Below are 12,973 nucleotides of genomic sequence, written 5' to 3' on the forward strand. Positions count from 1 at the left end.
ACCGGAGCCTGCCATGCGGATCATCGTGGACCGGGACCGCTGTACCGGCCAGGCGATGTGCGAGTCCATCGCCGCCGACCTGTTCGAGGTGAACGACGACGGCGAGCTCGAGCTGAAAGCGAGCACCGTGCCTGACGGCCGGCTCGGCGACGTGCAGGAGGCGGTCGCGTGCTGTCCCAACGAAGCGCTGCGGCTGGTTCCGTGAGGACGGTCGAACGGCTGGTCGTGGTCGGTGCCTCCCTCGCCGGCCTCCGCGCCGTCGAGGCTGCGCGGCAGGCGGGCTTTCCGGGGCACATCACGCTGATCGGGGCGGAACCACACCTGCCCTACGACCGGCCGCCGCTGTCCAAGGCCTTCCTGGAGAACCCCGCCGAACCGGCGCCGTCCTTCCGTGACGAGCGGGAGCTGCGCGACGAGCTGGGCGTCGAGCTGCTGCTCGGCGCACCGGCGAGCGGGCTCGACACCGCCGGGCGCGCGGTGCTCGTCGGCGAGCGGGCCGTGCCCTACGACGCGGCGGTGCTCGCCACCGGCTCGATCGCGCGGAGGCCGGCCCTGGCCGAAGGGCTCACCGGTGTGCACACCCTGCGCACCGTGGACGACGCCCTCGCGATCCGTGCGGCTCTCGATGCCGGCGCCCGCACGGTGGTGATCGGTGCGGGGTTCATCGGTTCCGAAGTGGCGTCGAGTGCGCGTGCCCGCGGCCGCGACGTCGTGCTCGTGGAAGCGCTTCCCACGCCATTGGTGCGCGCGGTCGGCGAACAGCTGGGCGCGGTACTCGCGACCCTGCATCATCGCCACGGCACCGACCTGCGCTGCGGCGTGGCCGTCGCCGCGGTCGAAGGCGAGGGGCGCGTGGAGCGGGTCCTGCTGTCGGACGGTTCGGTGCTGCCCGCCGATCTGGTCGTGGCGGGCGTCGGGGCCCGGCCCGCCGTGGACTGGCTGACGGGTTCCGGCTTGACGCTCGACGGCGGCGTGGTGTGCGACGAGCACCTGTGGACCGGCGCCGACGGGGTGTACGCGGCCGGTGACCTCGTGCGCTGGCACAACCCCGCGTTCGGCGTCTCGATGCGTCTCGAGCACTGGACCAGTGCGGCCGAGCAGGCCCGCATCGCCGCGCGCAACGCCATCGGGCCCGGAGAGCCCGCGGCCTGCTCGACCGTGCCCTACTTCTGGTCCGACTGGTACGGCAGCCGGATCCAGCTGGCCGGGATCCCCGCCGCCGACGAGGTCCGCGTCGTCGACGGCGACCTCGACCGGGACGGGCGGCTCGTGGCGCTGTACCGGCGCGGCGACCGGCTGGCCGGTGCGCTGACCGTCAACGGGAAGGCGCAGGTCATGAAGTACCGAGGCTTGATCCAGCGCGAGGCGTCCTGGGAGGACGGGCTCGCTTTCGCCGCGGACCGCCGCCGTGCGGCCGCGAACCTTGTCACCGCCGACAGAACAGGAGTGTGAGCATGGAGCTCAAACCGGGAACACGGCTGCGCAGCCAGGTGGACGCCACGGAGATCATCGTGGTGCGACCGCCCACCGCCGAGGTGGAGCTCTCCTGCGGCGGGCACCCGATGATCGACGCCAAGGCCGAGGCGGCACCGGGCCTGACCGCCGACCCCGCCGCGACCGGCGGCACCGAGCTGGGCAAGCGCTACACCGACGGCGAGGCGGCGCTGGAGGTGCTGGTCACCAAGCCCGGCACGAGCAGCCTGGCCGCGGCGGGCAGCCCGCTCGTGCTCAAGGAAGCCAAGCCGCTGCCGGCGAGCGACTGACCCGGCCGGACGCGGCTGCCGCGCTCGCGAGCTGCTGGACGACGGTGGCGTATCTGGAACTGCCCGTCTTCGCGTGGCGGTGACTCAGTCGTACATCAGCCCGCCGTCGACCAGCAGCTCCACGCCGGTCAGGAACGAGGACTCCGCCGAGAGAAGGAAGGCGACCGAGCGGGCGACCTCCTCGGGGGTGCCGAGGCGCCCCATCGGGATGATGTCGCCCCACTCCCGCTGCATCTCCGCCGGGTACGACGCGATACCCGGGGTGGCGATCGTGCCGGGGCAGACCGCGTTGACCCGGATGCCGCGGCGCGCGTACTGCAGGGCCGCGTTCTTCGTCAGCCCGACGATGCCGTGCTTCGCCGCGGTGTAGGCGGCCATCCCGGGTGCGTTCTTCACGCCCGCGTTCGACGCCATGTTCACGATGCTGCCGTGCCCGGCGGCCTGCATGACCCCGAGCTCCGCGCGCAGGCACAGGAAGGTGCCGCGCAGGTCGACGGCCATCACCCCGTCCCAGGTCTGCACCGCCAGCTCGTGCAGATCGCAGGGGGCGTGCGCGATCCCGGCGTTGTTCACGGCCAGGTCGAGCCCGCCGAGGAACGCGACCGACCGCTCGATGAGCTCGTCCACACCGGCCTCGTCGGAGACGTCGCAGGCGACGAACTCGGCAGTGCCACCGGCGGCGCGGATGTCCTCGACCGTGGCCTTGCCGCCGTCCTCGGCGACGTCGGACACGACCACCCGCGCCCCCGCCGCGGCCAGGTGCAGCGCGGTCGCCCGGCCGATCCCGGCCCCGGCTCCTGTGATGACGACACCCTTGCCGGCCAACGTCATCTTCGTTCTCCTTCGCTCGCCCGGATGAAGTCCTCGCCGTAGTGGCCGATCGCGTCCAGCGCGCTGTCCACGCCGTCGGCCGGCAGGCGCACCAGTGCCCAGGTCACCCCGGCCGAGGCCAGCTTCGCGAGCTCGTCCAGATGTGCGGCGGCCTCCGGGTCGCCGCCCGCGACGGCCGGGACCGGCGCCTCCGTCTGCACGTCCACACTGTCCGGGCTCCGGCCCGCCTCGTGCAGTTCGCCGCGCAGCTCGTCGATCGCGGAGGCCAGCTGCTCGACAGTCTCGATCGGGGACGTGCGCACCGTCTTCGCGTCGACGCCCTGGGCGAACAACGGCGACCAGCCCTGGCCGTGGGCCACGACCCGCCGCCGCGCCGCCTTGCTGTTGCCGCCGATCCACAGTGGCAACCCGGCCTGGACCGGCGGCGGTCGCAGCTGCTGGTCGAGCGCCCGGAAGTGCCTGCCTTCGAAGCGCACCGGCTCTCCCGTCCACGCCTTGGCGAGCACCTCGACGGCCTCGTCGAACAGCTCGTTCCGTTCGGCGAAGTCCACGCCGAGGGCGGCGAACTCCGAGCGCAGGTAGCCGCTGCCGGCCACGACCGTGAGCCGCCCGCCGGAGAGGACGTCCACAGTGGACAGCGTCTTGGCGGTGAGCAGCGGGTTGCGGTAGGGGAGCACGAGCAGGTTGGTCATCAGCCGGATCCGCGAGGTGACCCCCGCGCAGAACGACAGCGCGGCCAGTGGGTCGAACGTGTGGTGACCGCCCGCGGCCAGCCACTTCGTCGAGGGGGCCGGATGCTCGCTGAAACAGATCGCGCCGAACCCGGCCTCCTCGGCCGCACGTACCACGCGGGCGAGGTTCTCCGGCAGGCGGAACTCGGGTGCGTAGCCGGTGCGCTCGATCGGGTACTCGAGGGTGAACCTCACGGCCGGAACGCCTCGACGACGAGCGCCGAGCCCATGCCGCCGCCCGCGCACAGGGACGCGACGCCGATGCCGCCCCCACGGCGGCGCAGGTCGCCGAGCAGTGTGGTGACCATCCGCGCGCCGGTGGCGGCGATGGGGTGCCCGAGGCTGCAGCCGCTGCCGCTGATGTTGACCAGCTCCGGGTCGATGCCGAGGATCCTCGTGCTCGCCACGCACATCGACGCGAAGGCCTCGTTGATCTCGAACAGCGTGACGTCGGAGAGCTTCAGGCCCGCGCGCTCGAGCGCCTTGGGGATCGCCTCGGTGGGCGCGAGGCCCGTGCGGACCGGGTCCACGCCGACCGAGGCCCATGAACGCACGACGCCGAGTGGGCGCAGCCCTTGCTGCGCCGCCAGTTCGGCGGAGGTGAGCAGCACGGCCGCCGCGGCGTCGTTGACGCCTGAGGAGTTGCCCGCGGTGATGCTGAAGCCCTCGATCTCCGGATGCAGCGGCTTGAGCCGCCCGAGACGTTCCATGGAGGTGTCGCGGCGCGGGTGCTCGTCGGTGTCGAAGAGGATCTCGGCGCCTTCGGCGTTGCGCACCTTGATCGGCACGATCTCCTCGGCGAAGCGGCCCCCGTCGATCGCGGCGACCGCGCGCTGGTGCGAACGCAAGGCCCAGGCGTCCATCTCCTCGCGGGAGACGCCGGCGAGCTTGGCGGTGTTCCAGCCGACGGTGATGGACATGTCGTCGCTGGGGGCCTCTGCCGTCGCAGGGTGCGAGGGCGACATCCACCGGTCCTGCCAGTCCTGCGTGCCGGGGATCCGGCGCCGCAGCACGGGTGCGGTGGACGGGGACTCGGCGCCGCCCGCGAGCACGGCGCGGTCCATGCCGGCCCGGATCCCGGCTGCCGCGGTCTGGATCGCGGACAGGCTCGAAGCACACTGGCGGTTCAGCGCGAGCCCGGGCACCGAGGTGAGGCCCGCGCGCACGGCCACGTGCCGGGCGATGTCGCCGCCGCCCTGCATGACCTCGCCGAAGACGATGTCGTCGAGCAGGGCCGGGTCGAGTGTCGAGCGGTGCAGCACCTCGGTGATCACCGGCTCGGCCAGGTCGAAGGCGCTGGTCTCGGTGAGGCTGCCCTTGAACGAGGTGCCGATGGCGGTGCGGCAGGCGGCGACGATGACGGCGTCAGGCACGTTCGACTCCAGGGGATCGGGGGTGGCTCCTGCCGTTCACTGTACTGACGACAGCTACAGATATCGAGCAATGAACTTAACAGGTCAACTGTATCGGCGCTGGCACTCGCGAGCGTTCGCGGTGGCCGATCGGCTCCCTCGGCTGAGGCGGGGTTTCTTTCAGGAACCGGTTCGAAGACAGGGAGACGTCCTTTCCGTTGCACTGGAAGGTGGAGCCACCGTCGCCGTGGGAGCTTCGCTCCGGATCGTGCTCCTGCTCGAGAACGTCGTGGTGGAGGTCGCGGATTCGAGGCGCCGCTCCCCGTCCGCCACCTGCCCCGGTACGCGCTCGGTCGCCGATGCCGGTTGTCGCGCGCACAATGGGATCCCGGCAGCGGCTTGGAGGTGTGATGCGAGACGACCCGACCGACGAGCACGGACGCTTGCCTCTGCGGTCTCCGGCCGGGAGCCGGGACGAGCCGGAGCTCGAGGAAGCGTTCGACCGGATCGTCGCCGAAGGTCGCGACCGGCTTGGACGTCCGTTGCTGCCGCTGGTGGCCACCGGCCTGCTCGGCGGCGTCGACGTCGCAATGGGAGTGCTGGCCTACCTGGTCGTCGAGCACGAGACCGGGCAGCCGCTGCTGGCCTCCGCCGCGTTCACGATCGGGTTCATCGCGCTGCTGCTCGCGCGCAGCGAGTTGTTCACCGAGAACTTCCTCGTCCCGATCACCGCGCTGGCGTCCGGCAGTGGTTCCTGGCCACGGTTGCTCCGGCTGTGGCTGGTCACTCTCGCCGCGAACCTGGCCGGGGGTTTCGTGATGGCCGGGATGATCGTCGTGGCGCTGCCCGACCTTCGTGGCACCGCGGCGACGGCCGGTGTCCATTACGCCACGCTGGGCACGTCCTGGCGCTCGTTGCTGCTGGCCGTGCTGGCCGGTGCGGTGATCACGCTGATGACCCGGATGCAGCACTCGACCAGCGACATGGGAGTCAAGCTCGTGGCCGCGGTCGCCATGCCGTTCCTTCTGGTCGGGGCACAGTTGTTCCACTCGGTACTCGACTCGATCGTCATGTTCGCCGGCCTGCTCGGTGGCTTGGCGCACTACTCGTGGGCCAACTGGGCACTCGCGCTGGCCTGGTCGTCGCTGGGCAACGTCCTCGGCGGCATCGGCCTGGTCACCTCGATCCGGCTGCTCCGGGTGTCACACCGCGTCGAAGAGGCGCAGCACGACGCCCGCGAAGAATCCGGTGACCGGAGCACCTGACGGCGGGAACCATCGGGACGGTTATGCGGCCGTGTGACGGGTAGCCCCGCCCGATCCGACGCCGTCGGGGCCGCCTGCTCTTCACCTGCGAGCACCGGTGAACCACTGATTGGAGGAGACGCTGTGCGTGCGATGGTCTATCGCGGGCCGTACAAGGTCCGGGCCGAGGAGAAGGACATCCCGGCCATCGAGCACCCGAACGACGCGATCGTCCGCGTCGCACTGGCTGCGATCTGCGGCTCGGACCTTCACCTGTACCACGGGATGATGCCGGACACGCGGGTCGGCATGACCTTCGGGCACGAGTTCGTCGGCGTGGTCGAGGACGTAGGCCCTGACGTGCGGAACCTCGAACGAGGGGATCGCGTCATGGTGCCGTTCAACATTTTCTGCGGGACGTGCTGGTACTGCGCGCGCGGCCTGTACTCCAACTGCCACAACGTCAACCCCAACGCCACGGCCGTCGGCGGCATCTACGGCTACTCAAACACTACCGGCGGGTACGACGGAGGCCAGGCCGAGTACGTCCGGGTGCCGTTCGCCGACGTGGGCCCGAGCGTCATCCCCGACTGGATGGACGACGAGGACGCGGTCCTGCTCACCGACGCGCTCGCCACGGGCTACTTCGGCGCGCAGCTGGGCGACATCGTCGAGGGCGACGTGGTGGTGGTCTTCGGTGCCGGGCCGGTCGGCCTGTACGCCGCGAAGTCGGCCTGGCTGATGGGTGCCGGCCGGGTCATCGTCATTGACCACCTGGAGTACCGCCTGGCGAAGGCCCGCACCTTCGCCCACGCCGAGACCTACAACTTCACCGAGTACGACGACATCGTCGTACACCTGAAGAAGATCACCGACCACCTCGGCGCCGATGTCGCGATCGACGCCGTCGGCGCCGAAGCCGACGGCAACCTGATCCAGCACGTCACGTCGGCCAAGTTGAAGCTGCAGGGCGGCTCACCGGTGGCCCTCAACTGGGCGATCGACTCGGTGCGCAAGGGCGCCACCATCTCGGTGATGGGCGCGTACGGGCCGATTTTCAGCGCCGTCAAGTTCGGCGACGCGTTCAACAAGGGCCTCACGCTGCGGATGAACCAGTGCCCCGTCAAGCGGCAGTGGCCGCGGTTGTTCGAGCACGTCCGCAACGGCTACCTGAAACCGAGCGACATCGTCACCCACCGGATCCCGCTCGAGCACATCGCCGAGGGCTATCACATCTTCTCCGCGAAGCTGGACGGCTGCATCAAGCCGCTCATCGTGGCGAGCAGCAGCTGAGGGAAGGAACTGGAGCCATGACCTACACATCGAAGCGACCGCCGCTCACCGAGTCGAGCGACCAGCTGCGCGCCCGGATCCCGGGCTGGGGTGCGGACCTCGACCCCAAGGACCGGCCGTCGGTGCCGAAGCTGCGGTGGCAGGAGGACCGGACCGGCGCCCACTGGGAGTTCCCCGAGCGGCAACCGGAGAGAGGGCGTCGCGAGCGATCGATCGAGCACAAGTTCCTGACACCGGTCTTCGGCACCTCGTGCCCGCCCAGGGGCCTCTCCGGCGTGCTGCGCAGGCTCTCCTACCGCAAGTACAGCGAGGGGCGCGCCGCGCACTGGCTGCTCCTGCTGGCCGCCGACCGGGTGGACGCGTGGGAGCACCATGCTCGCTCGTTCCTGACCCTGCGTCCCGACAACCCGATCACGGAGACAGGGGTGCTCAGCGAGTTCTCCCGGCACGGCGTCTCCTCCCGGCTCGGGAAGAAGCGTGCGGACGTCAAGCACCAGATGCTGGACCCGGTCATCGTCGCCGGCCCGTGGGTGGCGGTGGGCGGGCTCGTCTTCGGGACTGTCAGGAAGGTGCTGCGGCGCAGCGACGCGCCGGGACCCCGGGGGGCGCGTCGCCGACGCAGCTCCTAGCAGCCACCCGTGGATTCACCTGGCGCGGTCCCGCAACCGCCTCAGCACGCCGGCTGTCGCCGCTGCCCGATTCGCGGTAGCGTGCCCGTCACGGCGGAGACGGCGGCGGTCTCGGCGAGTGACAGGCTGATCCCGCCGAAGGCACCGGTCTTGGCGGCGCGGGCCAGTGCGGGCCCGTCGGTGAGCTGCGCCCCCGCGCCGAGGAGGGACGAGGCGCCGGCGAGGCCGCCGGGCGCGTCGTGCTGGGGCAGCTCCTGCCCGGGGCAAAACTGCGGGTCGACCAGCTGGCGAACGACCTCGGCGTCAGCCGGGTGCCGGTCCGGGAGGCGCTCCGGGAGCTGCTGGCCGAAGGACTGGTCGAGATCTACCCGCGCCGGGACGCGATCGCCGCCGTCGCCCTCACCCGGATGCACGTGGCGCACGGGCGGGAGGCGGCGCTGCGGGGACTCGGCCTGGTGGACCAGACATCGCCCCGGACGTTCACCGTCCGGTCATACCGCCCGCCGCACCGCGGCGGTCGCGGCCTGGCGTTCGCCGGTCCAGCGGAGCGTTTCCGGTGGGGCGAGGTCGAACAGGTCGAGTGCCCGGTGGACGGTGTGCTCGACCACGTCGTGGACCGTCTCGGGCAAGGTGTAGAACGCGGGTACCGGTGGCATCAGGATCGCGCCGGCGTCGGCGCAGTGGGACATCAGCCGGACGTGCCCGGCGTGCAGCGGTGTCTCCCGCAGGAGGAGCACCACCGGGCGCCGTTCCTTCAGGCACACGTCCGCCGCGCGGGCCAGCAGGGTGTCGTCGTAGCAGTTGGCCACCGCGGACAACGTCTTCACGCTGCACGGGGCGACCAGCATTCCGGCGGTCCGGAAACTCCCGGACGAGATCGGCGAGCCGAGGTCGTGGTCGCTGTGCACGACATCGGCGAGGTTTTTCACCTGCTGAACCGAATATCCGGTTTCGTATTCGATGGTCGCGCGCCCGGACCTGCTGATCACGAGGTGCGTCTCGACATCGGCACGAGCACGGAGCACCTCGAGCGTCCTGATTCCGTAGATCGCGCCGGACGCGCCGGGGATTCCGACGATCAACCGCTTCGGCAGCCCCATCCGTGCTCCTCGCGTCGAGCTCCGCTTCGGACGCAGACTAGCCCACCCACACGCCGGCGGGCGGTCCGCGCGCATACCGTTCGCTAATGCCGCCATAAGGATCTCGATATTGCCTTTCCCGAAACCGGTGCCCGCATAATGGCTCAATCCCCGAGGCCGCCACGTCCGGCGCTGGGAACCAGAAGAGAGAGAGCATCGCAATGGTCTCCTCGCCCGATCACCACCCCGACTTTTCGACAGCGCAACGGTGGATCGTTCTGCTGTCCGCCGTGCTGGGCTACGTGACCGACGGGTACAACCTGCTGATCATCACCTTCGTCCTGCCCTCGATCACCAAGGACCTCGGGATCTCCACCACCCAGGCGGGGTTCATCGTCACCGCGCAGCTGCTCGCGTCGATCGTCGGCGGGGCGTTGTTCGGCAGGCTCGCCGACGTCCGTGGCCGCAAGAGCGCGCTCACCTGGAGCATTGCCGTGTTTTCGCTCGGCGCCCTGCTTTCGGCCTTCTCGTGGGGGTACAGCTCGCTGCTGATCACGCGCGTCATCGCGGGCATCGGGCTCGGCGGTGAATGGGGCGTCGGCATGGCGTTGTTCAACGAGGCCTGGACGAAACACCGCGGCCTCGGCGCGTCGGTGATCCAGAGCTCCCTGCCGGTGGGCAGCGTGCTGGCGGGCCTTGTTTCGGCGCAGATCATCGCCGTCCAGGGTGCGGGCGGCTGGCGGCTGGCACTCGCGACCGGCTGCGCGCCGATCCTGCTGTGCGTCGTCACCCGGTTCTGGATGCCGGAATCGCGGGTCTGGTTGCGGAGCAGGCGCGAGCACACCGGTGGGAACCCGGCCGGCGGCGTTTTCCGTGAACTCGCCATGGCGGGCAACAGGAAACGATGGCTGCTCGGTTTCGGTCTGGTGCTCGGCTACATGATCTCCTACTACGGGGTGACTTCCTGGATGCCGACGTTCATCGTCGACACGTACCACCAGGGTCCGGCCGTGTGGAAGCAGGTCAACACGTTCGCCGTGTGGGTGGTCGTGCCGTTGAAGATCGCCTTCGGCCTGTGGGGCGACCGGATCGGCCGCAAGGCGGCGACGCTGGTGCCGGCGGTGTTCACGCTGGCGGGCTCGATCGGCCTGCTCGTGGCCGGGCTGGCGGCCGGGCACAGGTACCCGGGCAGCGTCTGGTCGTGGTCGTTGTTCTGGTTCTTCTTCGTGTGGAGCATGGGAAACGCGGAATCCTCACTGATGGGAGCCTGGCTTCCGGAGAGCTTCGCCACCAGGATCCGCGCCACCGCGACTTCGACGACCTACATGTTCGGGCGCGGCCTGTCGGCGCTGGCGCCGAGCCTGGTCGTCCTGCTCGGCTTCGCCAACCTGGGGATCGGGATGGGGATCGTGAGCATCATCGGGGTGGTCCTGTTCGTCCTCTGCGCACTCCTGCTGCCGGAAACCCGGCCCCGACGAAGGTCCACACAGGACAGCGGCACCGGACGAGCCGTGATCACCACCGAAAGGAGCGGACAATGACGAGAACGGTCCCGGAAGCTGTCGGAAACGCCGGCGACGGCGTGCACCCGACGCGAGCGGACCTGCGGTCCGCGCTCGCGGATCTGCGGGCGCACGGGGAGATCTCGACGATTTCTCGTGAAGTGCACTGGAACCGGGAGCTCGGCACGGTGAGCCGGGTCGCGCTCCAGCACAATGCGGGCGGGCTGGTCTTCGAGAACATCACCGGCTATCCCCGCCCGGAGGCCCGCTGCGGCAGGGTCGCCACCAACCTGCTGGCGAGCCACCGCCGGATGGCGATACTGCTCGGGCTCGATCCGGACACCCCCTACCCGCAGCTGGTCCAGCACGTGCTCGAGTTCAACGGGAAGCGGCTCAGTCCCGTGGTCGTCGGCACCGGACCCGTCAAGGACCACGTCGTCACGGGCCGGGACGTCGATCTCACCGAGCTCCCGGTACCGCACTGGCACCACCTCGACGGCGGGCGCTACATCAACACCTTCGGCGCGGTCGTGACCCGTGACCCCGACGACGGGGTCATGAACGTCGGTGTCTACCGGGGCATGATCGTGGGGCGCGACAAGATCGCGATGCTGATGGTGCCGAGCCAGCACTGGGGACGCCACTGGGCGAAATGGACCGAACGCGGCGAGCCGATGCCGATCGCGTGCGTCTACGGCTGGCATCCGATCATGGACATCCTGGCCGGCAGCCCGATCCCGCCGGGCGTGTGCGAATACGACGTGATGGGCGCGTATCTGGGCGCCCCGGTCCCGCTGGTGCGCTGCGAGACGGTCGATCTCGAGGTCCCCGCGTCGGCCGAGATCGTCGTCGAGGGCCACATCTCGCCCGATCCGGAGACCTACGAATGGGAGGGCCCGTTCGGCGAGTTCACCGGGTACGTCAGCGACGTGCCCAAGAAACGCCCCGCGATGGCGGTCTCCTGCCTGACCTACCGGGACGATCCGATCTTCCGAGGCACGCTCGAAGGGTCCCTACCCGGTTCCTCCGGCGAGAACTGCTACCTCTCGTCCGTGCAGCGAGCCGGGATCGCCTGGGAGACACTCGAACGCGCCGGAGTACCCGGGATCAAGCAGGTCTACGTGCACCCGGTCACCAACGGCACGACGATCGTGGTGCAGATCCGCAAGGTCCACGAAGGACACGCGAAGATGGTCGCCGCGGCCCTGTGGAGCAGCAATGCCGCGCTCTACCGGTACAAGTACGTCATCGTCGTGGACGAGGACGTGGACCCCGGCGACTACTCGGCGATCGACTGGGCGATCGCGTACCGGGTCCAGCCGGGAAGCGACGACATCGTCATGTTCCCGGGCAGCTTCGGCTCGCCGCTCGACCCCAGCACCCCGCTGGCGGACCGCGAGGTGAGCCGCCTCGGCTCGGGGCTGTGGAACCGCACGCTGATCGACGCCACCCGCACCTTCCGCTACGAGCCGCAGGAGGCCTGGGGCGGCAAGAACTTCCCGCCCACCGTGGTGCCGGCCGAGGAGGATCTCGACCTGGTACTGGGGCGCTGGGACGAGTACGGGATCGACTGACGGGCCCTCACCCCGCCATCAGCTCCACCTCTTCCGGGCCGGCCTCGCAGCTGGCGAGGCACCTCGCCAGCTGCGGGTGCCGGTGGAAGACGTCCGCCTGCCGCCGCCAGGCCAGTGAAATCGTCCTGGCGGCAGGCCGGTGGTCCAGCGGCACCGCCGCTGTCCCGGCCTTCATGTCCAGGCACAGCCGCGGCAGCACCGAAACCCCGACCCCGCACGCCACCGCGCCCAGCAGCAGGTCCAGGCTCTGTGCCTCCAGCACGACGTGGGGATCGAAGCCGATGGACCGGCAGATGTCCAGGATCTGCGTGCGCAGCCCGATCCCCTCGCTCGGGATCACGAACGGGGTCAGGGCGAACGCGCGCGCGTCGCCGAAGTTCCGTTTCCGCAGCGGGCCACGCGCCGGGCAGGCGACGACGAAGTCCTCGCTGAACAGCACCCGTGCACGCGCTCCGGGCAGCCGGCCCACACCCACGTCCAGCCTCCCGTCCGCCAGCATCTCCTGGATCAGCGTGCTGTCCGCGATCTCCTCGAAGGCCAGTGGTATCTCCGGCGCGGCCTTCCTGATGTGCACGACGATGGCCGGGACGACAGTGCTGCCCAGGCTGGGCACGTACCCGATCCGCAACGGCGGTGCCGGTTCCCGCTCGAGCGTCCGGATGCGCGCGGTCGTGTCCTCCAGCGCCGAGAGGACCGACTGCGCGCAGTCGTCGAGCAGCTCTCCCGCCGGCGACAGCGTGACGGCGCCGTGGGCCCGGTTGAACAGCTGGGTGCCCAGCTCCTGCTCGAGCTTGCGGATCTGGATCGAAACGTTGGGCTGCGTGACGAACAGCCGTTTCGCCGCCCGGGTGAAGCTCTGTTCCTCGGCGACCGCGCGAAAGTACTTCAGCTGCTGGAGTTCCAACTGCCCATCCCTTCCTCCGGTACGTCTGCTGTCCGCACGACGAGAGCGATCCGGGGCGGCTTCGGCCCGAG

At 70.2% G+C, this 12,973-nt stretch carries 13 protein-coding genes and 1 pseudogene; 9 read left to right on the top strand and 5 right to left on the bottom strand.

Going from position 1 to position 12,973, the window contains the following annotated elements:
- Positions 1-13 precede the first annotated feature (13 nt).
- From LWP59_RS17360 to LWP59_RS17370, 3 genes are read left to right on the top strand one after another with little or no spacing between them, the layout of a single operon-like run.
- Entirely contained in the window at positions 14-205 is a 192-nt protein-coding gene (locus LWP59_RS17360) for a ferredoxin (protein ID WP_144632046.1), read from the top strand.
- Positions 202-1,452 (top strand): NAD(P)/FAD-dependent oxidoreductase, encoded by a 1,251-nt coding sequence (locus LWP59_RS17365; protein ID WP_144632043.1) that lies wholly within the window; start codon positions 202-204, stop codon positions 1,450-1,452. The genes LWP59_RS17360 and LWP59_RS17365 overlap by 4 nt, the downstream gene beginning before the upstream one ends.
- Before the next feature lie 2 nt (positions 1,453-1,454).
- Positions 1,455-1,763, top strand: coding sequence for a hypothetical protein (locus tag LWP59_RS17370; protein ID WP_144632040.1), 309 nt, complete (start codon positions 1,455-1,457; stop codon positions 1,761-1,763).
- Positions 1,764-1,847: 84 nt separating this feature from the next.
- On the opposite strand, the gene LWP59_RS17375 is transcribed toward LWP59_RS17370, so the two are convergent.
- The 3 genes from LWP59_RS17375 to LWP59_RS17385 are packed head-to-tail and all read right to left on the bottom strand — an operon-like array spanning position 1,848 to position 4,698.
- Positions 1,848-2,594 carry an SDR family NAD(P)-dependent oxidoreductase gene (locus tag LWP59_RS17375; protein ID WP_144632037.1) on the bottom strand — a complete coding sequence of 249 codons (747 nt, stop codon included), beginning with the start codon at positions 2,592-2,594 and terminating at the stop codon, positions 1,848-1,850.
- Positions 2,591-3,520, bottom strand: a complete 930-nt coding sequence (locus LWP59_RS17380) for an LLM class F420-dependent oxidoreductase (protein WP_144632034.1) — start codon at positions 3,518-3,520, stop codon at positions 2,591-2,593. Before LWP59_RS17380 ends, LWP59_RS17375 begins: the two co-directional genes overlap by 4 nt.
- Positions 3,517-4,698 (bottom strand): thiolase family protein, encoded by a 1,182-nt coding sequence (locus LWP59_RS17385; protein ID WP_144632031.1) that lies wholly within the window; start codon positions 4,696-4,698, stop codon positions 3,517-3,519. Before LWP59_RS17385 ends, LWP59_RS17380 begins: the two co-directional genes overlap by 4 nt.
- Before the next feature lie 389 nt (positions 4,699-5,087).
- Here LWP59_RS17385 and LWP59_RS17390 point away from each other — a divergent pair, with 389 nt between their 5' ends.
- The 4 genes and pseudogenes from LWP59_RS17390 to LWP59_RS17405 form a co-directional block, all read left to right on the top strand.
- Positions 5,088-5,942, top strand: a complete 855-nt coding sequence (locus LWP59_RS17390) for a formate/nitrite transporter family protein (protein WP_144632027.1) — start codon at positions 5,088-5,090, stop codon at positions 5,940-5,942.
- Positions 5,943-6,074: 132 nt separating this feature from the next.
- A complete protein-coding gene (locus LWP59_RS17395; protein WP_229857765.1) occupies positions 6,075-7,214 on the top strand; it encodes a zinc-dependent alcohol dehydrogenase in 1,140 nt (379 codons plus the stop codon).
- Between the two features lie 17 nt (positions 7,215-7,231).
- Entirely contained in the window at positions 7,232-7,843 is a 612-nt protein-coding gene (locus LWP59_RS17400; protein WP_144632020.1) for a hypothetical protein, read from the top strand.
- A 239-nt stretch (positions 7,844-8,082) separates the two neighbouring features.
- A pseudogene (locus LWP59_RS17405) lies at positions 8,083-8,160 on the top strand (hypothetical protein); the annotation flags it as partial.
- Between the two features lie 174 nt (positions 8,161-8,334).
- Here LWP59_RS17405 and LWP59_RS17410 read toward each other — a convergent pair.
- The gene (locus tag LWP59_RS17410; protein WP_144632017.1) at positions 8,335-8,943 is read right to left on the bottom strand and encodes a UbiX family flavin prenyltransferase; all 609 of its coding nucleotides are present in this window, start codon (positions 8,941-8,943) and stop codon (positions 8,335-8,337) included.
- Between the two features lie 269 nt (positions 8,944-9,212).
- Between LWP59_RS17410 and LWP59_RS17415 the strand changes: the two genes are divergently transcribed.
- Both LWP59_RS17415 and LWP59_RS17420 read left to right on the top strand, forming a co-directional pair.
- Positions 9,213-10,463 carry an MFS transporter gene (locus LWP59_RS17415; RefSeq protein ID WP_186382986.1) on the top strand — a complete coding sequence of 417 codons (1,251 nt, stop codon included), beginning with the start codon at positions 9,213-9,215 and terminating at the stop codon, positions 10,461-10,463.
- A complete protein-coding gene (locus tag LWP59_RS17420) occupies positions 10,460-11,998 on the top strand; it encodes a UbiD family decarboxylase (RefSeq protein ID WP_144632011.1) in 1,539 nt (512 codons plus the stop codon). The genes LWP59_RS17415 and LWP59_RS17420 overlap by 4 nt, the downstream gene beginning before the upstream one ends.
- 7 nt (positions 11,999-12,005) lie before the next feature.
- On the opposite strand, the gene LWP59_RS17425 is transcribed toward LWP59_RS17420, so the two are convergent.
- Positions 12,006-12,902: a LysR family transcriptional regulator gene (locus LWP59_RS17425; RefSeq protein ID WP_144632009.1), complete on the bottom strand. Its 897-nt coding sequence runs from the start codon at positions 12,900-12,902 to the stop codon at positions 12,006-12,008.
- Positions 12,903-12,973 lie beyond the last annotated feature (71 nt).

The organism is Amycolatopsis acidiphila (assembly GCF_021391495.1).
GTDB lineage: Bacteria > Actinomycetota > Actinomycetes > Mycobacteriales > Pseudonocardiaceae > Amycolatopsis_E > Amycolatopsis_E acidiphila.